The organism is Streptomyces sp. NPDC091377 (genome assembly GCF_044757045.1).
GTDB lineage: Bacteria > Actinomycetota > Actinomycetes > Streptomycetales > Streptomycetaceae > Streptomyces.
Genome location: NZ_JBIVUE010000028.1, coordinates 1 through 18,810, shown reverse-complemented (window position 1 = coordinate 18,810; position 18,810 = coordinate 1). Strand labels below are relative to the sequence as shown.

The following is an 18,810-nucleotide window of genomic DNA, read 5'->3' as shown; positions in this document are numbered from 1 at the left end:
CCTACGAGCCGTCGGCGAACAGGTCCAGCGGACCCAGGTAGTCGAACCGATCGCCCACGACCCGGTAGCGGTGGACCTGTGAGACATCGAGGAAGTGGTTGTCGTCGAACACGTACCGCGCCGTCAGCCCCTGGTAGCGGGACGTGGCGAGCGAGGCGGTCAACTCCTCACGGCCGCCGTCGCCGAGCGCGGCCAGCCGGTTGGCGAGCAGCCGGACCACGTCGTACGCCTCGGGGCCGGTCGTGCCCGGCGCCTCGTCGTAGCGCTCGGTGTAGGCGGTGGTGAACGCCTTGACGCGCGCGTCCTGCGGGTCGATGTGGGAGGAGAGGCAGTACCAGTCCTCGGCCGCCTCGCCCGCCGCCGTGATGAACTCCTGCCGGGCCGAGCCGGGGTCGAGGAACAGAGGCCCCCGGAAGCCGCGCCCGGCCACGGTCCGGGCCACACGGGCGGCCCGCTCGGGGGTGCCGGTGTAGTAGAGGCCCTCGATGTCGTGGTCGAGCATGTCGTCGATCACCGCCGAGGGGTCCTCGGTCTCCGGGACCACCCTCGTGTACAGCTCCAGCGACTGGTTGGCGGCCGACCCCTTGACCATCGACGTCATCTCGTAGCCGCTGATGCCTCCGGCCCGGTCGATCAGCAGCCCCGCGCGGCCGATCTCCTGACCGGCCAGCGCGACGGCCGTCCCGAACGCGGTGTAGGGCGCCATCGCGGCCCCCCTGAAGTACGACTTGGGCAGGCTGAGCAGCACACTCTGGGTGGCCGCCAGCGACAGCTCGGACACCGTCACCACCGGCATCCTGGCGCCCTCGTACACCGCCACGGACGCCTCGGCGGAGACGAACCCGGTCGGTCCGACGACGGCCAGCACCTCGTCCATGCCGCTCAGCCGACGGGCGGCGGACTCGGCGCGCGCGGGCTCACCCCGGTCGTCCATCACATCCAGCACCAGCGTGAACGGCTTGGTCCTCGCGGCGTTGAACTGCGCGACGGCCAGCCGGGCGGCCCGCTCCTGGGCGCGGCCCAGCGCCTTCTGCGGGCCGCTGAGATCCGCGTGCAGACCGATGACCCGGCGCTCCCCGGTGGCCTGCGGCGACTGCTCGCCGTCGTCCCGCAGCGCCGCCCACAGCGCCGTGCCGCCACCCGCCGCGAGCAGGGCCGCGCCGCCCGCGGCCAGGGTGAGGAACCGACGGCGTCCCGGCCGCGGCTGCGGCGGCGCGGGCTGCCCGGGGACCAGGGTGGGCTCGATGCCCGGCAGCGCCAGCATCGCCTCCGACCGCTGGGCGATCAGAAGCACCATCGGGTCCGGCAGCCAGTCGACGGACCCCTCCGGGGCGTCCTCCACCAGCGCCCGGTCCACCTCGACCGCGGTCGGCCGCCCGGCCGGGTCCTTGGCGAGACAGCGCCCGAGCAACTCCCGCAGAGCCTCGTCCTGAACGCCCGTCAGCTCGGGGGCGTCATGGACGGTGCGGTACAGCAGCGCGTCCACCGCGCCGGTGCCGAACGGCGGACGGCCGGTGGCCGCGTACGCCAGCACACACGCCAGCGAGAACACATCGCTGGGCGCGCCCACCTCATGTGCCCGGGCCTGCTCGGGGGAGAGGAAGCCGGGGGTGCCCACCATCATCCCGGCCGAGGTCAGCTCCGTGGCCTCGGCGGCGGTGGACCGGGCGATACCGAAGTCGATGAGCCGGGGCCCGTCCATCGCCAGCAGCACATTGCCCGGTTTGACGTCCCGGTGGACCAGCCCCGCCGCGTGCACCGCGGCCAGCGCCCGCGCCAGCACCTTCCCGAGCACACGCACCGCCCGCGAGGGCAGCGGCCCGCACGCCAGGACCGCCTCGGCCAGCGCGGGACCGGGCACGAACGCCGTGGCCAGCCAGGGCGACGCGGTCTCGGTGTCCGCCCCGAGCACCGGCACCACCCAGGGGCTGCGCACCTGCCGCGCGGTGGCGACCTCGCGCCGGAACCGGGCCCGGAACTCGTGCTCCTCGGCGTACTCGGGCTGGATCACCTTCACCGCGGCCAGATCGCCGTTCACGGCGCGCGCGACGTAGACCACGCCCATACCGCCCGCGCCCAGCCGGCCGAGCAGCCGGTAGGCGCCGAGCCATGACGGGTCGGAGGGGAGCAGCGGCTCCATCACTCACCCTCCTTCGAGACGGACGGCGACGCGCTGCCGGCCTTGCCCTCGGCGGGGCGGCCCACCTCGTCCTGGACCCGCAGCAGCATCCGGGGCAGTGCCTCCTGCACGATCTCCTGCAACGCCTTGAGGTCGTACCCCTCGCCCCCGCACACCGACGTCGAGGCCACCACCGGTCCGTAGGTCGCCTGCGACCACCAGTAGGGGTACGGTCCGCCGTGCTCCTCGCTGACGCACTTCCCGGTCTCCATCAACGAGTCGTCGCTGAACCCGTTGTTGCCCTCGCCCCACTTTGTCGCGAGCGAGGTCAGACCGGTCAGCCGCGCACCGGCCGTGAGGGTCTGCTCGCCGCAGCCCACGGCCTCCTCCAGCATCCCGGCCTGCTCCCAGGCCGCCGCTGTGACGGTGTGGTGCACGGTGACGGTGGCCGTGAGCCGCACCTCGCCCCGGCCGCCGCGCGCGGGCACCTCGAAGTACCGGGTGAGGGTGCCCAGTACATCCCGCGGCAGCGGCTCACGCCGCCAGGTGCAGTTCTCCCCGAGCACCGCCCAGCGGCTCGGATCGCTCTCGTACGGGGTGGCCCGCCGCACCTCGGGGGTGAACAGATCGGGTCCCGCGATCACCTTTCCGATCAGCGCCCGCGCCTGCTCCGCCGTCTCCGGCTGCCGCTCGGGGTCCATCTCGTCGAGCGGCTCGGACGACTCCTTCGCCTTGCCCGGCTCGGCGACCGTCACCCCGGTCGCGTTCGGCCGGGCCCCCTCGGCCCCGCCCGTGCCGTCACCGTCACTGTCCCCGCCGTCGGTGCAGCCGGTCAGCAGCACCCCGCACACGGCGAGGGCTCCCCACCCGCGCCGGTCTCTCCCACGCACCACGATCCCCGTCCCCGTCCTCTGCATCGTCCCCGTCCGGTGCACACCCCGTGCCCCCGTGCGCCGCTCCCCCTGAGCGGGCGTCCGCTCCGTAGCGGTGCGCGCCGGACGCCGCAGGGTCCCGGGATTCCCACCGGAGAACAGAGGCGGCCGACGCCGACGGGATCGTATCCGTGAGCGCCCCAATATGAGTTCACGTGGGCAGAGTTGACTGTTCTTGTTCCATTTTGATTCCGGGGGTGTGCCGCTTCCGCCCACCGGCCAGAAACTTTGGACTCTCCGTGGACGAAGTATGGACCGTGCGGGGAAAAGTCCTTAGTCTCTGCCGCATGTGAGTGCCTGTAGCACGCACCCCAGCTGACACACCGTCGCCGACAGACCCGTGCCATCGCGCAAGCAACACCGCTCACGCCCCCTGCCTCGCGGGGGCCGACTGCGCGCACTCCCGGACGAGCCGCCGCTCGTCCCGCTCCGACCCAGTGCCAGGAGGAAGTGTGAGATCACGGTCGTACCGCCGATTCCCCAGACGCACGGCGGCAGTTGTGCTCGCCGTGCTGGTCGCCGGAGGCTGGTCGCCCGCCGCCGACCCGCCGGACCGGGCCGTGGCCGCCGACATCCCGCCGCAGGAGCCCGGCGTCACGATGCGGGTCTTCGATCTGCAGGCGCCGCTCAAGAAACTCTGTGAGCTGAAAGCGGGCCAGACCCCCAACGTCGACAAACTCATGCCGGTCGTGGACTGGTCCAGCGACGCCGACTTCGGCCTGGCCGACCGGTTCATGAGCCAGGCCATCGGCTATCTCGACGTCCCCCAGGACGGATCGTACGACTTCCGGCTGATCAGCGACGACGGCTCCCGACTGCTGCTGGACGGCCGGCAGGTCATCGACCACGACGGGCTGCACGGCGCCGAACCCAAGGACGGCACCGTCCGACTGAGCGCCGGGGCGCACCCGTTGCTCATCGAGCACTTCGAGGCGGGCGGCGGCCAGCAGCTCACCCTCCAGTGGAAGCCCCCCGGCGCCACCGACTTCACCCTCGTGCCCAACTCGGCGCTCAGCACGGACGCCGACGTGGTCCGGGTCACCGCCCCCGGCCGCAAGGAGTGCGTCAGCGGCCAGGACAGCCCCGGCGACGGACTGCCGCTGGCCGGCGTCCACCCCGACTACACCCTCACCGATCTGCGCCCGGCCGGCTTCGAACCCAAGGTCTCCGCCATGGACTGGCTGCCCGACGGCCGGCTCGTGGTGTCCACCTGGGGCGAGAGCCAGACCACCGACGGCGAGGTCTACCTCCTCGACAACGTCACCGGCGCCACCGGCCCCGACCAGGTGACCGCCAAGAAGGTCGCCTCCGGGCTCCGCGAGCCCATGGGCATCAAGTATGTCGACGGCCGGCTGTACGTGTCGGAGAAGCACCAGCTCACCGAGTTGCGCGACACGAACCGCGACGAGGTCACCGACGAGTACCGCACGCTCGCCTCCTGGCCCTACGGCGGCAACTTCCACGAGTTCGCCTTCGGCCTGCTCTACGACAAGGGCAGCTTCTACCTCAATCTGTCCGTGGCCATCAACTACGGCGGCGCCACCACCGACCCCCAGCCCGCCAGGGACCGCGGCACCACCGTCAAGGTCGACAAGCGGACCGGCAAGGTCTCCTATCTCGCCGGCGGACTGCGCACGCCCAACGGCATCGGCTGGGGCCCCGGCAAGGAAATCCTCGTCACCGACAACCAGGGCGGCTGGCTCCCCGCCTCCAAGCTGGTCCAGATCAAGAAGGACCGCTTCTTCAACCACTACACCCGCTACCAGGACGGCGCCACCAGCGTCCCCGGCCGCTGGGACGACCGCCCGGCGACCAAGCCGGTGCTGTGGCTGCCGCAGAACGAGATCGCCAACTCGCCCAGCACCCCGCTGACCCTGAAGAAGGGCCCCTTCGCCGGGCAGATCCTCTTCGGGGACGTCACCTACGGCGGACTCCAGCGGGCCAGCCTGGAGAAGGTCGACGGCGAGTACCAGGGCGCGGTCTTCCGCCACACCCAGGGCCTGGAGGCCGGCGTCAACCGGATCAGCGTCGGCCCCGACGGCGCGATCTACGCGGGCGGCCTGGGCGCCGAGGGCAACTGGGGCCAGGAGGGCAAACTCCGCTTCGGCCTCCAGAAGCTCACCCCGAACGGCACCGACGCGTTCGACATCCACTCGATGCGCGCCACCGAGGACGGCTTCGTCCTGAAGTACACCGACCCCCTCTCCCAGGCCACCGTCGACCGGATCGCCCAGAACCTCGCCCAGAGCTACGAGGTACGGCAGTGGCGCTACTCACCCACCCCGCAGTACGGCGGCCCCAAGATCGACGAGGAGCCGCTCGCCGTCTCCGAGGCCGTCGTCTCCAAGGACCGCACCCAGGTCCGCCTGGAGATCCCCGGCCTGCGCGCCGACCGGGTCGTCCACCTCCGCTCCCCGCGCCCCTTCACCGCCGCCGACGGTGACGCGCTGTGGAGCACCGAGGCGTGGTACACCCTCAACGCCGTCCCCGGTGGCCGGTCGACCCCGACCGCCTACGAGGCGGAGGAGGCCAAGCTGTCCGGCGGCGCCGACGTCGCCACGGAACACAAGGGCTACTCCGGCGGCGGCTTCGTGGACTCCTACGGCACCCCCGGCGCCGCCACCACCTTCCACGTCGAGACCGCCAAGAAGGGCGCCTACGACGTCGGACTGCGCTACGCCAACGGCCCCAACCCCTTCCACGGCACCAAGAACCTCAGCGTCTACGTCAACGGCGAGAAGGTCCGCCGGACGGCACTGCCACCGACCGGGAACTGGACCACCTGGGCCACCCACAACGAGCGGCTGAACCTGGACAAGGGCGCGAACACCATCGCCTACCGCTACGACGACGGTGACGACGGCCATGTCAACCTCGACATGCTGCACCTCAACCCGGCCGGCGCCCGGATCGACCTGCTCGACGGCGGCAGCCTGTCCCAGTGGCAGCACACCGACGGCCGCGCGGTGACCTGGCCGCGCGCCGCCGACGACTCCATCGAGGTCTGCTGCGGGGACATCCGCACCAAGCAGTCCTTCGGCGACTACAAGCTGCATGTGGAGTTCCGCGTCCCGCGACTGCCCGACGACGTGACCGGCCAGGACCGCGGCAACAGCGGCGTCTACCTCCAGGAACGCTACGAGATCCAGATCCTCGACTCCTTCGGCGTACCGAAGCTCGCCGCCGACGAGGCCGCCGCCGTCTACCACCAGAAGGCGGCCGACCACAACGCCTCGAAGGCGCCGGAGACCTGGCAGTCCTACGACCTCACCTTCCGCGCCGCCCGCTACGACAGCCAGGGCCGCAAGACGGAGGACGCCCGGGTGACCCTGGTCTGGAACGGCGTCAAGGTCCACGACGACGTGGCCGTCACCGGACCCACCGGCGGCAGCATCCCGGAGGGCGCCTTCACCGGCTCCGTCCGCCTCCAGGACCACGGCAACAAGGTCCGCTTCCGCAGCATCTGGATCCAGCCGACGCACTGACGGCCGGAGCGCGAGGAACCGACGGCCCCCGGCGCCGGACCGGGGGCCGTCGGGCGGCGTCAGGGGCGCCGTCAGGACATCCGGACGACCAGATCGGCGTACCGCTGCGACCCGGCGACCGTCTCCGCGTTGCGCTGATCGCTGCCCTGCGCCCAGGCCCGGGCGGCGGCGGGCGACTTGTCGTACGCGAGATGGCGGGCGACGAGCCGCTCCAGCCGTACCGTCTCGTCCAGCCGCAGGAACCAGGCGGCGTCCAGCAACTCCCGCACCTGACACCAGGGATGGCTGTCCAGCAGGAGGTAGTTGCCCTCGGTGACGACGATCGGGAGGTCCGGCGGTACCGGGACGCTGGAGCCGATCGGTTCCTCCAGATCGCGGCGGAACGCGGGCGCGTAGACCACATCGGGCCCGGCCGCACGCAGCCGCCGCAGCAGGGCCACGTACCCGGCCGCGTCGAAGGTGTCCGGCGCCCCCTTGCGCTCGCGCCGGCCGAGCGAGGTCAGCACGGCGTCGGCGAGATGGAAGCCGTCCATCGGCACGAGCACCGCCACGTCCCGGCCGAGCGCGGCCACCAGCGCCTCGGCGAGGGTGCTCTTCCCGGCCCCCGGCGGCCCGGCGATCCCGATGATCGTGCGGGGTGAGTCCGCCGCCAGGGCGCGTGCCCGGGCCGCGAGGGCGTCCACCGCCCCGTCGACCGCCGAAGGCCCCGGCGCCGTCGTCGCGTCGCCGTCCCGCGGTGCCTGCGCCGCCAAGAGACAACCCCCTGATCCGTGGGTGAGCCGGTACCGGCCGGTGTCCCGGCCCGCTGAGCAGCGTACGCCCGCCTGTCCGGCCCGACCCCACGGCGTACGGGCCTCACCCGGGCGGATCGCCCTGCTCCTGGCAGGGCCGCCGCCGAGCGGGGCGGCCCACGGACGCACCGTTCTGGAGCCGGACGGGGCCGGGCCCTTGGTGGCACAGCGTGTCGTCGGGGTTGAGCAGCAGACAGGCCCGCATCGACAGACAGCCGCAGCCGATGCATCCGGTCAGTTCGCGCTCCAGGGTCTCGATGGCCCGGCGCCGCTCCTCCAACTGCCGCTTCCAGATCAGCGAGACCCGCCGCCAGTCGTCGTGCTCCGGTGCCCGGTCGGTGGGCAGGGTGGCGAAGACGGCCGCCACGTCGGACAGCGGCACCCCGAGCCGTTTGGCCACGATGATCAGGGAGATACGGCGGAGCATATGGCGTGGATACCGCCGCTGGTTGGCGCTGTTGCGCCCCGCGAAGATCAGTCCCTGGCGCTCGTAGAAGTGCAGGGCCGAAACCGGCACGCCGGTTCGGCGGACCACCTCTCCGACGGTGAGCGGATCCTCCGAACACACGAGCAAGATGACCTCCAGGTCTGCGGACGAGATGACCGGCCGGCCCATGGAAGCGCGCATGGCGAGCGACGCGACCACCACCGACCGCACCCGGCCCAGCGGGCCCGGGCCGACACACCCACCCCACCACCTCGACCAAGGTTGAGGTCAATCGGCAGACTCGCAGCCACCGGGCGAACCGAACGGGCCCGTGCCCCGCTGCGCGACGCGATGCCTAGAATCGCCGGATGGACTGCATGAGCACCCCGTACTACTGCTTCGTCTGACCGGAAGCGGATGAGGGCGGCGCCGGACGGCACCGCCCTCATCGACGTGCCCGCGTACCGCCCCCCTCCCGGAGCGTCACCCCGAAGGTGACCCGGGCCCGGAGCGCGGTCGGGCACGCCCGTTCCCCGCTTCCCGTCACCCGCCGGAGTGCCTCATGCCCACGCCGTTCCCCCCTGCCCTGCGCCGCTCGCTCGACCTGCTCCGCTGCCCCGCCTGCCGCAACCGCCCCCTGCACCTCGACGGCACCGCCCTGCGCTGCCCGGACGGACACACCTACGACATCGCCCGACACGGCTATGTGAGCCTGCTGACCGGCACCCGTGCCCGCAGCGGCGACGACGCCCCCATGGCCCGCGCCAGGGAACAGTTCCTCGCCACCGGCAAGTACGCGCCGATCCGCCGCACCGTGGCCGACCTGGCGGCCCGCTCCCTGCCCGAACGCGGCACGGTCCTGGACGCCGGCTGCGGCACGGGCCACTACCTGGCCGGCGTGCTCGACCGGGCGCCCCACGCCCACGGCCTCGGACTCGACACCTCGGTACGGGCCCTGCGCCGCGCCGCCCGCACCCACTCCCGGGCCGCCGCCGCCACCTGGGACCTGTACCGTCCCCTCCCGCTGGCCGACCGCACCGCCGACGTCGTCCTGAACGTGTTCGCCCCGCGCAACCCGGCCGAGTTCCACCGGGTGCTGCGACCCGCCGGACGGCTGATCGTGGTCCGCCCCACCGGACGGCACCTGCGCGAACTGCGCGAGCGGACCCCGGGCATGGTCGATGTCGACCCGGGAAAGGAACAGCGCCTGCACCGGGCACTCACCCCCTATTTCACCGCGGAGCGCACCGAGCGGGTCGAGTACGCCATGGCACTCACCGCACCGCAGACCTCGGCCCTGCTGGGGATGACACCGAGCGCCCGCCACCTCAACCCCTCACACATCGAAGCGGCCGATTCCCCCGAGGTCACCGTCTCCGTGCTCGCCACCGTCTACCGCCCGCTGCACGGCGACCCTCATGACATCGGCCCCGGGAAAACGCGTTGCGGGTGACCGGCCCCTCTGCCAGGGTCGCCCGATGAGTTCATCCCGACATGATCTGCTGCGCCGGCAGTCCGAGCTGGCATGGGCGCTGTTCGAGTACCACCTGGAGCGGCTCACGGCCGACGACTTCCTGTGGGAGCCGGCCGGGCTGTGCTGGACGCTGCGGCAGGACGCCACCGGCACCTGGGTGCCCGACTGGGCGGACACCGAGCCCGACCCGGTACCGGTCCCCACCGCGGGCTGGGTGAGCTGGCACCTCGGCTGGTGGCTGGGCGCGACCACGGACCAGGTGCGGGGCCGCACCCCCCGCGCGCGGACGGACGTCGTGTGGCCCGGGCCGGACGACGCCGTCGCCTGGCTGCGCGCCCTGGGCGAGGACTGGCGGGGCGGGCTGGAGCAGCTCACCGAAGCCGATCTCGACGGCCCCGCGGGGCCGCTCCCCTGGCAGGACGACCCCGAGCGCACCCTCGCCGACACCCTCGCCTGGGCCACCGCGGAACTCATGAAGAACGTGGCCGAGATCGGCCAACTGCGCCTGCTGCGGACCGCGTCCCGGCACTGAACCGGCCGGAGCGCCCCGTCACACCGGCCGGACCACCTCCGACGGCAGGAACGTCACCTGGGGCGCCCCCGTACGCGGATGGACCGTGACCTCGCTCGCCACGCCGTACACCTCGGCCAGCAGCCCGGGGGTGAGCACCTCGACGGGCGGCCCCGACGCGGTGATCACACCGCCGTCGAGGACGTAGAGGCGGTCGCAGTAGTACGCGGCGAGGTTGAGGTCGTGCAGGGCCACCAGCACCGTCGCGGGAAGGCGCCGCAGGGCGCCGAGGACGTCCAGTTGGTGGCGGATGTCGAGATGATTGGTCGGCTCGTCCAGCACCAGCAGCGACGGCTGCTGGGCCAGGGCGCGGGCGATCAGCACCCGCTGGCGCTCCCCGCCCGACAACTGGTCGAAGGGGCGGCCGGCCAGCTCCACGGCGTCCACCGCGTCCAGCGCCCACTCGATGAGCCGCGCGTCCTCGGCGGTGTCCCCGTCGAGGAGCCGCTTGTGCGGGGTACGGCCCATCGCCACCACCTCACGGACCGTCAGATCGAAGTCGGCGCCCGCCTCCTGGACCACCGCCGCCACCGTACGGGCCACCTGCCGCACGGGCAGCGCCCAGGCGTCGGCACCGTCCACCCGCACCTCGCCGCTCGCCGGACGCAGCACCCGGTACACGGCCCGCAGCAGACTGGACTTGCCGCTGCCGTTGGGGCCGACCAGGCCCACCACCTCGCCCGCGCCGGCGGTCAGGGAGACATCCCGCACCAGCCGGTGGGCGCCCGCGGTGAGAGTCACCCCCGAGACGGCCAGTTCGGTCGCCGTCATACCGCACCTCGTTCCGTGCCGCGCCGGGCGTCCCGGCGCATCAGCCACAGGAAGAACGGCCCCCCGCACAGCGCCGTGAGCACCCCGACGGGGATCTCCAGCGGCGCGGCGACCGTCCGTGCCGCGATATCGGCCCAGATCAGAAAGACCGCCCCGCCGAGCGCGGCCGTCGGCAGCACCCGGCGATGGTCGCCGCCCACGAACAGCCGCACGATGTGCGGCAGGATCAGACCGACGAACCCGATCGGCCCGGCCGCCGCCACCAGCACCCCGGTGATCAGGGAGAGCAGGACGAACATCCGGGCCCGGAACCGGGCCACGTCCAGCCCCATCGTGGTCGCCGCCTCCTCACCCGCCAGCAGCAGATTCAGATTGCGGGCCTGCGCCAGCAGAATCCCGATGCCCGACGCCAGGGCGGTGCTCGGCAGCCACAGCATGCCCCAGTTGACACCGCCCAGCCCGCCCAGGGTCCAGGCCAGCACCTCACGCGCCTGATTGCCCCGGTCGGTGGTGAGCAGCAGCAGATCCAGCAGGGCGGTCAGCACGGCCGCGATCGCCACCCCGGCCAGCACCAGCCGCACCGAGGTGATCCGCCCGCCGGAACGGGCCGTCGCGTACACCAGCAGCAGCGCGCCGAGGGCACCCACGAACGCGGCGGCCGACAGCGACACCGTGCCGAGCAGGTTCACCCCGAACACGATGACCAGGACCGCCCCGAGGGACGCCCCCGAGGACACGCCCAGCAGATACGGCTCGGCGAGCGGATTGCGGAGCAGGGCCTGCATGGCGGTGCCCACCACCGCGAGCCCGGCGCCGACCACCGCGCCCAGCAGCACCCGCGGCGCCCGCACGTCCAGCACGATGGTCTCCCGCGCGCCCGACCAGTCGGGCTCGGTCCAGCCGGCGCCCAGCGCGTGGGTGACGATGCCCCACACCTGGCCGGGCGGCACCTGCACCGAACCGATCGCGAGGCCCGCCGTGGCGGACACCACGAGCAGCACACCCAGAACGGCCACGGTGCCGGCGAGCGTGGCCCGGCCGGCCCGGCCCGGCCCCTTCACGGTGGTGGACCTCCCCGTGACCGGAACGGTCACCGGACGCTCTGGGGGTGCAGCGCCTTCGCGAGATCCTCGACCGCGTACGCCGACCGGATGCCGACCAGCGTCGCGGTCAGCGGCAGCACGACGAACCGCTTGTTCTTCACGGCCGGCACCTCGGCGAGCGCCGGCTGCCCGAGCAGGAACTCCTTCTTGCGCTCGACGTTGCCCGCGCCCTCGTAGTCGTAGATGGCGATGACCTCGGGCTTGCGCTCGACGACCTGTTCCCAGGAGACGTCCCCGAACACCTCGTCCAGGTCGGCGAAGACGTTCTCGCCGCCCGCGAGGTCGATCAGCTCGCTGCCCAGCCCCTTGCCACCGGCCGTGAACGCCGATTTGTCGCCGCTGTCGTACACGAACACCGGCACCTTCGACTCGCCCTTCACCGCCGAGGACGCCTCGCCGACCCGGTCCTGGAGGTCGGCGACCAGCGCGTCGGCCCGGTCCGGCACCCCGAAGATCTTCCCGACGGTGCGGATCTCGTCGTAGGTGTCCCGCATCGTCACCCCCTTCTCGCCGCCGCAGTACTCACGGTTGAGGTAGGTGTCGATGCCGGCGTCCGTGAACGCCTTGCGCGAGCGGCCCTCGTTCTCGGCGAAGGCGCTGCCGTACCCGCCGTAGACGAGATCCGGCTCGGCCTCCAGCACGGTCTCGAACGACGGCTCCTTCTTCGCCAGCTCGGGGATCGCCTCGTAGTCCTTCTCCAGCTCCGGCAGCACCGCCGAGTCGGGGAAGGCGGTGCCGACCATCCTGTCCTTCAGCCCCAGCGCCAGCAGCAGCTCGGCGGGGTGCTGATGGATGGTGACGACCCGCGACGGCGGCTCGTCGTACGTCGTCTTCACACCGCAGTTCTCCACGGTGACGGGAAAGCCCTCGGCCGAGCCCGGCGCACCGGACGAACCGGCCTCGCCGTCGGCGCCGTTCCCGGAGGAACCGCAGCCGGCGGCCAGCAGCGCGGCCGACAGGGCGAGGGCCGCCGCGCGCAGGGCCGGGCGACGACGGGCAGGGGTGGACAGCGGGGGACGGGACAGGCCGTCGTACACGTGAAGCCTCCTGGGGAGTCCGCGCTCCTAGGATCGGGCCCGCGACAGGCCAGTGTCCTGACTCCCGGATCGACGTTCCCCTCGCCTTCCCGCGCGGCGCGCAGTGGCGTGGTGAAGGGTGCACTCCCCGGTCACAGTGGCGGGACCGTGCCGGATTCGCACCGGCTTCCTGATTCCCGTCGCGGCGATGACCCGCTGATCCTACGGTCTGCCCACCAGGTGTCCCAAGGCAGGCCCCCGCCGCCTCACTCCTCCCGCACCGCCCGCAGCACCAGCCGCTCCGCGTTCTCGTCGTAGGGACGGCCGTCGAAGCCGCCGAAGACCTCGATCCGGCCGAACCCCGCCTCCTCGGCCATCCGCCGCAACTCCACCGCGCTGTACACGAACCACACGAGGGTGGCCCGCGTCACCCGCTCGCCCCGCACCAGCACCCACTCGCTGCTCAGCCGCGCCCAGTCGTCCAGCACGGAGTCCGTCTGCACCATCAGATCGTCCCCGCGCCGCACCACCTTCGGCGGGGTGACCCGGCGGGCCAGCAGTTCCTTGCCCGCGAGATCCAGCACGAGCGTGCCCCCGGGCACCAGAGAGTCCCGCATCGTGCGCAGCACCCGCGCGTTGTCGGCCGGGTCCTCGAAGTATCCGAACGACGTGAACATGTTGAGGACCACATCGAAGGCGGCCGGCTCCGTGTACGCGCGCGCGTCGGCCCGCACATACGTCACCTGGACCCCCGCGTCGGCGGTGTGCTTGCGGGCCCGCTCCAGCAGGGCCGGGCTCAGGTCGACGCCCGTCACCTGGTGCCCGCGCCGTGCCAGCGGCACCGTGAACACCCCCGGACCGCAGCACAGGTCCAGCACCCGCGCGCCGGACGGGAACGCCAGCAGCGGTGAGGTCGCCAGCAGTTCCTCCGCCTGGGTGTGGCGCTGCTCGGAGAAGAGGAAGTCGTGGAACTCGATCCAGAAGTCGTCGTCCTGGAATCCGCCGGTCCGTGTCATACGGCCTCATGTCTCCTTCGGTGTCGCCGTGGGGGAATCGGTGGAGCCGTGCGGGAGGGGGTCCGGCACGGTGTCGCGACCGCGCAGCGCGATCAGCACCGGCGGCAGCAGCGCGCACTGCACGGCGGCCAGCAGCCAGAACCAGCCGGTGCTCCCGGCCTGTTCGCCGAGGCTGTAGAGCTGACCGCCGACCACCCCGCTCGCGCAGGCGCCGAGCCCGGCGGCCAGCCGCTGCTGCCCGAAGACCACCGCGTCCGAGCGCCGGCTGCGCGCCAGCGCCTCCAGGTCGTTCTTGAGGAACAGCACGATGTCGCCGAGGGTGATCAGCGCCCCGCCTGCCAGCAGCGCCGGCCGGGTGCCGATCGCCAGCACGGCGAGCCCGGCCGCCAGCCCCGTGAAGCCGACCACGAGGGCCGTGGCGTACGGCATCCGCCGGATCAGCCCGGACGCCAACGGCTGGACGACGATCACCAGGGTGAAGCAGAGCAGCAGGACCAGGCTGTAGAACGCGCTGGACGCCCGCTCGACCGCGTACACCGCGAGGAAGTGCTGGAAGTGGAAGTACAGATAGAAGGCGATGAGATTGGCGGCGAACGGCAGCACCGCCACCCCGGTCAGCAGGCCCTGCCGCTCGCCCCCGCCGTCCGCCGACCGGTCCCCGCCCGTCTCCGGGAGCCTGCTGTGGCCCGCCGTGACCAGGACGAACAGGGCCGTGACGGCGACGAACAGCCAGCCCGGCGAGGACAGCACGAACGGCCCGGCGATCAGCGGACCCACCGCCATGCCCGCGTTCAGCGCCGCGTTCCCCGCCGACAGGAACGCCGGACGGCGCTCCTCGTCCACACCGTGCACCAGATACGCCTTGTTGGCGGGCAGATACAGCGCCGCGCCGCAGCAGGTCAGCACCAGCGCGGCGACCGCGAGCGGCGGCCAGCGCAGGGCGAGGAGCAGACCGACGAACCCGGCCGTACGGATCACCAGCGCCCACAGCATCGTGCGGCGCAGTCCGATCCGGTCCGCGAGGGCGCCGCCCGCGATCCCGCCGGAGAACTGCACGAGCGACGCCACCGCGAGCACCACCCCGACCGTGCCGAGCCCCATCCCGAGCCGCTCGTGCAGGAACACCGACATGAACGGCAGCACCATGAAGCTGCCGAGCGGGATCAGGAACGAGCTGAGCAGCAGAAAGCGCAGGGGAGCGGTGAGCCGGCCCAGCGGGGAGCGCGCCGGACGGGCCCCGGCCGCCCGCCCGGCGCGCTCCGCCCCCGGTTCGGTCACGGGACCGGTGACCGGATCGGTCACGGGATCGGTTCCGCGTCCGGGAACGGCTCCGTGCGCACCCGCACCGCGTTCGCCGCCGCCACCGCCCGGTGCGTGGCCAGTTCCGCCGTCTCGGCCTCCGCGTACACGATCCCCGCGTACCCCCGGCTGTCCGCCAGATGCTCGACGGGGTCACCGGTGCGCTTGACCGGATACCAGAGGGGTGATCCCGGCATGTCCGCCAGCCGGTCGAGACCGTCGACGCCGGTGAGCACACCGGGCGCCGACGGGTAGCCGAGGACGAAGGCGACGGCCGGTCCGCCGGGCTGGTCGGCGTCCATCAGCCCGGGGCGGCGGCCGAGCGCGGCCTCGACCATCGCCTCGTACACATTCACCCCCAGCGCCCGGCACAGCCCCTCGCCGACCAGCGCGCCCCCGATCCGCGGGTTGACCTCCACCACCTCGGGACCGTCGGTGGTCAGCACGAACTCCACATGCGCGAACCGGTCGGTGTACCCGATGGCGGCGAGCACCTCGTCCAGCCGGCGCTCCAGCGCGATCCGTCGACCCTCGGGGAAGGCCACGGGGAACGCGGTGATCTCCTCACGGAAGTACGGCTCCGGGGACATCAGCCGGCTGGACACCCCGAGCAGCCGGGTCCGGCCCGACCAGGTGAGGGTCTCGGCGCTGTAGATCGGACCGCTGAAGTAGGGCTCGGCGAACAGCCGGCCCTTCAGGGGCCGGCCCGCCGACTCGACCAGTACCGCGTCGAGTTCGCTCTCGTCGCGCACCAGCCAGACGTTCTGGCTGCCGGTCCCCGCCGAGTCCTTGAGGACGGCGGGCAGCCCGACCTCCTTGAGCACCGCCTCCCGCAGCCCACCTCCCTGCCCCTGCCCCGGGGCGTCGGCCAGGTCCGTGGAGTCCACCGCCCGGCCCCGGCTCAGCCCGGCCCGGTGCAGCAGATTCCGTACGGCCGCCTTGTCCCGGGTCAGCCGCAGCACCTCGGGGTCGAGGCCCGGCAACCGGAACCGGGCGGCCAACTCGGCGCCGACCAGCATCCACGTGTCGGTGGAACTGATCAGCCCGCGCAGTTCGGGTGTGCCGCGCAGCCGCTCCGCGACCCCGTCGACATCGAAGGTGTCGGTCTCCACCACGTCCAGCGCACCGGCGGGCAGCCGTTCCAGCTCGTACGCGTAGTAGGCGGGATCGCGGGTCAGCAGCACCAGGCGCTCGCCGAGCCCTTCGGCGGCCCGGACGAGATGTCCCAGTCCGAAGGTGAGCGCCTCCAGGCAGACCACGGTCATGCCGCGCGCTCCTTCCACTCGACCGGGCAGGGGGTACGGTGCCAGGCCATCGTGGACCAGGGCATGGACATCTCCTCGGGGGCGGCGACCTCTACGGGTTTCAGCGCGGCGGGGTCGAGGGCCTCGCTGTGTCGGGCGAAGACGCGGTCCACATAGCGGTGGCCGGTGTCGGCGCCGACGACCAGATGGAGCCGGTCGGGGTGGCGGCGGGCCTCGTGCGCGGCGGCCAGATATCCGGCGCCGGTGGACAGACCGGCGAACACGGCGTGCTCGCGCAGCAGGGCGACGGCCCCGGACATGGCGTGGGTGAAGTCCATCCAGTGCAGGCCGTCGTAGAGCTGATGGCGGACGTTGTCGAACACGATGGACGAGCCGATGCCCGCGATGATCGCCTCGGGGTCGTGATGATCCTGGCTGCCGAAGGTGATGCTGCCGAACGGCTGGACACCCACCAGCCGTACCGTGGGGTCGGTGGCCCGCAGCCGCTCCACGAGTCCGCCCGTCGAAGCACCCGAACCCACCCCGCCGACCAGGGTCAGCGGTCGGTCGGGGAACGCGGCGGTGATCCGGTCGGCGACCTCGTGGTAGCCGAGGTAGTGCACGTCGTCGTGGTACTGGCGCATCCAGTGCACATCGGGGCGGGTGGCGAGGATCTCCCGCACCCGCCGCACCCGTAGCTCCTGGTCCAGTTTGAGATCGGGCGAGGCCCTGACCTGTTCGACGGTCGCGCCGAGGATCTCCAACTGGGCGCGGGTGGTGGTGTCCACGGTGGTGGAGGCGACGATGTGGCAGCGCAGGCCGTGGCGGTGGCAGGCCAGGGCCAGCGCGTAGGCGTAGATGCCGCTGGAGCTGTCGACGAGGGTCTGTCCCGGCCGGATCGCGCCCCGGTCCAGCAGACTGCGGACGGCGCCGAGCGCCGAGTAGATCTTCATCGACTCGAACCGGATCAGCACGAGGCCGTCGGTGAGCCGTACCAGGTCGGGAACCTTCAGGGCGTCGGCGATGTGGGGGTGGATCATCCGTACCCTCCTTGGACGAATGAGCACTGGTGGCCGAGCGAGTGGAAGAAGGCGGACAGTTCGGAAGTGGTGTCGGCGCCGGGGCGGCGCGTGAAGAGATAACCGATCAGGGAGCCGGTGTGGGCGACGAAGATCCCGTCGGCACCGAACCGCTCCCGCCGGGCGGAGATTTCCTCGAACGTGGCTTTGGGCAGCACCTCCTGGGACAGCGCGGCGCTCGCGGTGGCCGCCCGCGCCACGGCCGCCGGGTCGCCCGAGGTGAAACCCCTGAGCAGATCCGTCAGACAGCGCTCGTACGGGGCGCCCCGCCGTCGGTAGTGCGCGAGCAGCACCTCGGTGACGGCGGCGGTGTCCACCGTGCCGGGCTCGGTGATGTACGCGGTGTGGAAGCCGAGGTCCGTGCCGAGCCGCCGCACCACCCGGTGCCGGGCACTGAGATGGAGCGCGAACTCGTCCAGGAAGACACTGTCCGCCCGTTCGATCCGCGCGAGGACACCGAGCACCACCTCCGTGTCGTACGGCAGGGCGAAGAGCCGGAACAGACAGCGCAGGGTGGCCACGATGTCGGCCGTCGAACTGGCCATTCCCACGCCCACGGTCAGATCGGAGTGCGCGCCCCAGCGGCCCGGCGGAAGCGTCAGCCCGTAGTGCTCCAGGAAGAGCCGGGCCGCCGTCGCCGCCTTCGCCCCGAGGACCGGCGTGCTCGACGGCTCCGCGGATGGCGTGAAATGAACCCAGGAATGACGGTCCACGGGAAAGGACACCAACGCGATGTCCGGCTCCCCGCCGGCCTTGAGCGGACCCTGGTACAGCTCGCCCAGGGTGCCGTGGCAGACCCCGGACACGGTCTGCGCCCGCCCCGCCGGCCCGTCGAGCCGCCGGTGCGCGGACATGACCGGCACCCGTGTGCCCACGTACGCCTCCACCGCCTCCACCTCCTGGTCCGAGCGCTGAACCGCGACCAAGGGCGAGGTGCGGCGGTACGTGTGCCGTGGTGCCGTCCGGACAACCCGTGTGCCCCGCAGACACCTTCACCACACCGGCCGCCGCGGGGCACCACACAGAAGCGTAGGCGGGTGCGCTCCGCTGCGGCAGAGGCACATCAATGAGTTGTCCTGATGTGGGTGGTTGCCGTGAGGCGTACGGTGCGCGGGGGGCGGATGGGGACGAGCCCCGGGGGAGCCATGGGGCCGGGGGAGCCACGGGAGTCGCACGGAATGCCGGAATGCCGTGGGCGTCACGAAGACCGCCGCGCCGCGGTGGCGGGAATCGTGCTGGCTGGAATTGGCCTCGAAGATCCGGGTTGGTCTAGTCCAAGCTGAAGTCTCGCCCGAAGCACGCACCCGCACCGTGTCCGCCGCTGGTCCATGCCCAGGAGGCCCCGGAATGCTGCCAGAGACGCCGCCGGAATCCCCCGGCATGTCAGTGAGGTCGGTGCGGGAGCGGCGTCCGGTGGAGCGGGTGGGTCTGGGGTCGGATCTGCGGGCGGCGGTGCCGGACGGGCTGGCGGCGGTGGTGGTGA

Annotated in this window: 15 protein-coding genes and 1 riboswitch; of the genes, 3 read left to right on the top strand and 12 right to left on the bottom strand. The window is 72.4% G+C overall.

The genetic code is table 11. The annotated features are described in order from the left end of the window. Window position 1: 1 nt before the first annotated feature. Both ACIQNG_RS36310 and ACIQNG_RS36305 read right to left on the bottom strand, forming a co-directional pair. On the bottom strand, window positions 2–2,140 hold the full coding sequence (locus ACIQNG_RS36310; protein WP_401491148.1) for a bifunctional serine/threonine-protein kinase/ABC transporter substrate-binding protein: 2,139 nt from the start codon (window positions 2,138–2,140) through the stop codon (window positions 2–4). Then, a complete protein-coding gene (locus ACIQNG_RS36305; RefSeq protein ID WP_401491145.1) occupies window positions 2,140–3,012 on the bottom strand; it encodes a hypothetical protein in 873 nt (290 codons plus the stop codon). Before ACIQNG_RS36305 ends, ACIQNG_RS36310 begins: the two co-directional genes overlap by 1 nt. Window positions 3,013–3,503: 491 nt before the next feature. Between ACIQNG_RS36305 and ACIQNG_RS36300 the strand changes: the two genes are divergently transcribed. After that, a complete protein-coding gene (locus ACIQNG_RS36300; protein ID WP_401491143.1) occupies window positions 3,504–6,536 on the top strand; it encodes a family 16 glycoside hydrolase in 3,033 nt (1,010 codons plus the stop codon). Window positions 6,537–6,607: 71 nt separating this feature from the next. On the opposite strand, the gene ACIQNG_RS36295 is transcribed toward ACIQNG_RS36300, so the two are convergent. Further along, complete coding sequence (locus tag ACIQNG_RS36295) at window positions 6,608–7,219, bottom strand: nucleoside/nucleotide kinase family protein (protein ID WP_401440534.1); 612 nt, start codon at window positions 7,217–7,219, stop codon at window positions 6,608–6,610. Between the two features lie 172 nt (window positions 7,220–7,391). Continuing rightward, window positions 7,392–7,895 carry a redox-sensitive transcriptional activator SoxR gene (gene soxR / locus ACIQNG_RS36290; RefSeq protein ID WP_401491254.1) on the bottom strand — a complete coding sequence of 168 codons (504 nt, stop codon included), beginning with the start codon at window positions 7,893–7,895 and terminating at the stop codon, window positions 7,392–7,394. A gap of 421 nt (window positions 7,896–8,316) precedes the next feature. Between soxR and ACIQNG_RS36285 the strand changes: the two genes are divergently transcribed. Together ACIQNG_RS36285 and ACIQNG_RS36280 are read left to right on the top strand one after the other, a co-directional pair. Continuing rightward, a complete protein-coding gene (locus ACIQNG_RS36285) occupies window positions 8,317–9,207 on the top strand; it encodes a methyltransferase domain-containing protein (protein WP_401491140.1) in 891 nt (296 codons plus the stop codon). 25 nt (window positions 9,208–9,232) lie between these two features. Next, on the top strand, window positions 9,233–9,760 hold the full coding sequence (locus ACIQNG_RS36280; RefSeq protein WP_401491137.1) for a DinB family protein: 528 nt from the start codon (window positions 9,233–9,235) through the stop codon (window positions 9,758–9,760). Window positions 9,761–9,778: 18 nt separating this feature from the next. Here ACIQNG_RS36280 and ACIQNG_RS36275 read toward each other — a convergent pair whose 3' ends face one another. From ACIQNG_RS36275 to ACIQNG_RS36240, 8 genes are all read right to left on the bottom strand, one after another. After that, window positions 9,779–10,570, bottom strand: coding sequence for an ABC transporter ATP-binding protein (locus ACIQNG_RS36275; protein WP_401491135.1), 792 nt, complete (start codon window positions 10,568–10,570; stop codon window positions 9,779–9,781). After that, a complete protein-coding gene (locus tag ACIQNG_RS36270; RefSeq protein ID WP_401491133.1) occupies window positions 10,567–11,664 on the bottom strand; it encodes a FecCD family ABC transporter permease in 1,098 nt (365 codons plus the stop codon). Before ACIQNG_RS36270 ends, ACIQNG_RS36275 begins: the two co-directional genes overlap by 4 nt. Continuing rightward, a complete protein-coding gene (locus tag ACIQNG_RS36265) occupies window positions 11,661–12,710 on the bottom strand; it encodes an ABC transporter substrate-binding protein (RefSeq protein WP_401491131.1) in 1,050 nt (349 codons plus the stop codon). Before ACIQNG_RS36265 ends, ACIQNG_RS36270 begins: the two co-directional genes overlap by 4 nt. A 29-nt stretch (window positions 12,711–12,739) precedes the next feature. After that, a riboswitch (cobalamin riboswitch) is annotated at window positions 12,740–12,921 on the bottom strand. 34 nt (window positions 12,922–12,955) lie between these two features. After that, window positions 12,956–13,705: a class I SAM-dependent methyltransferase gene (locus ACIQNG_RS36260; RefSeq protein ID WP_401491129.1), complete on the bottom strand. Its 750-nt coding sequence runs from the start codon at window positions 13,703–13,705 to the stop codon at window positions 12,956–12,958. Between the two features lie 6 nt (window positions 13,706–13,711). Then, window positions 13,712–15,007 (bottom strand): MDR family MFS transporter, encoded by a 1,296-nt coding sequence (locus tag ACIQNG_RS36255; protein WP_401491126.1) that lies wholly within the window; start codon window positions 15,005–15,007, stop codon window positions 13,712–13,714. Beyond that, complete coding sequence (locus ACIQNG_RS36250) at window positions 15,004–16,269, bottom strand: ATP-grasp domain-containing protein (RefSeq protein ID WP_401491125.1); 1,266 nt, start codon at window positions 16,267–16,269, stop codon at window positions 15,004–15,006. The genes ACIQNG_RS36255 and ACIQNG_RS36250 overlap by 4 nt, the downstream gene beginning before the upstream one ends. After that, a complete protein-coding gene (locus ACIQNG_RS36245; protein WP_401491123.1) occupies window positions 16,266–17,288 on the bottom strand; it encodes a cysteine synthase family protein in 1,023 nt (340 codons plus the stop codon). Before ACIQNG_RS36245 ends, ACIQNG_RS36250 begins: the two co-directional genes overlap by 4 nt. Next, the gene (locus ACIQNG_RS36240) at window positions 17,285–18,253 is read right to left on the bottom strand and encodes a hypothetical protein (protein WP_401491121.1); all 969 of its coding nucleotides are present in this window, start codon (window positions 18,251–18,253) and stop codon (window positions 17,285–17,287) included. The genes ACIQNG_RS36245 and ACIQNG_RS36240 overlap by 4 nt, the downstream gene beginning before the upstream one ends. Between the last annotated feature and the right edge of the window lie 557 nt (window positions 18,254–18,810).

Bases quoted from the DNA above. Each gene is read 5' to 3' on its own strand.
- ACIQNG_RS36245 (WP_401491123.1), bottom strand. From the start codon at position 17,288: ATGATCCACCCCCACATCGCCGACGCCCTGAAGGTTCCCGACCTGGTA.
- ACIQNG_RS36260 (WP_401491129.1), bottom strand. From the start codon at position 13,705: ATGACACGGACCGGCGGATTCCAGGACGACGACTTCTGGATCGAGTTC.
- ACIQNG_RS36285 (WP_401491140.1), top strand. From the start codon at position 8,317: ATGCCCACGCCGTTCCCCCCTGCCCTGCGCCGCTCGCTCGACCTGCTC.
- ACIQNG_RS36275 (WP_401491135.1), bottom strand. From the start codon at position 10,570: ATGACGGCGACCGAACTGGCCGTCTCGGGGGTGACTCTCACCGCGGGC.
- ACIQNG_RS36280 (WP_401491137.1), top strand. From the start codon at position 9,233: ATGAGTTCATCCCGACATGATCTGCTGCGCCGGCAGTCCGAGCTGGCA.
- ACIQNG_RS36250 (WP_401491125.1), bottom strand. From the start codon at position 16,269: ATGACCGTGGTCTGCCTGGAGGCGCTCACCTTCGGACTGGGACATCTC.
- ACIQNG_RS36310 (WP_401491148.1), bottom strand. From the start codon at position 2,140: ATGGAGCCGCTGCTCCCCTCCGACCCGTCATGGCTCGGCGCCTACCGG.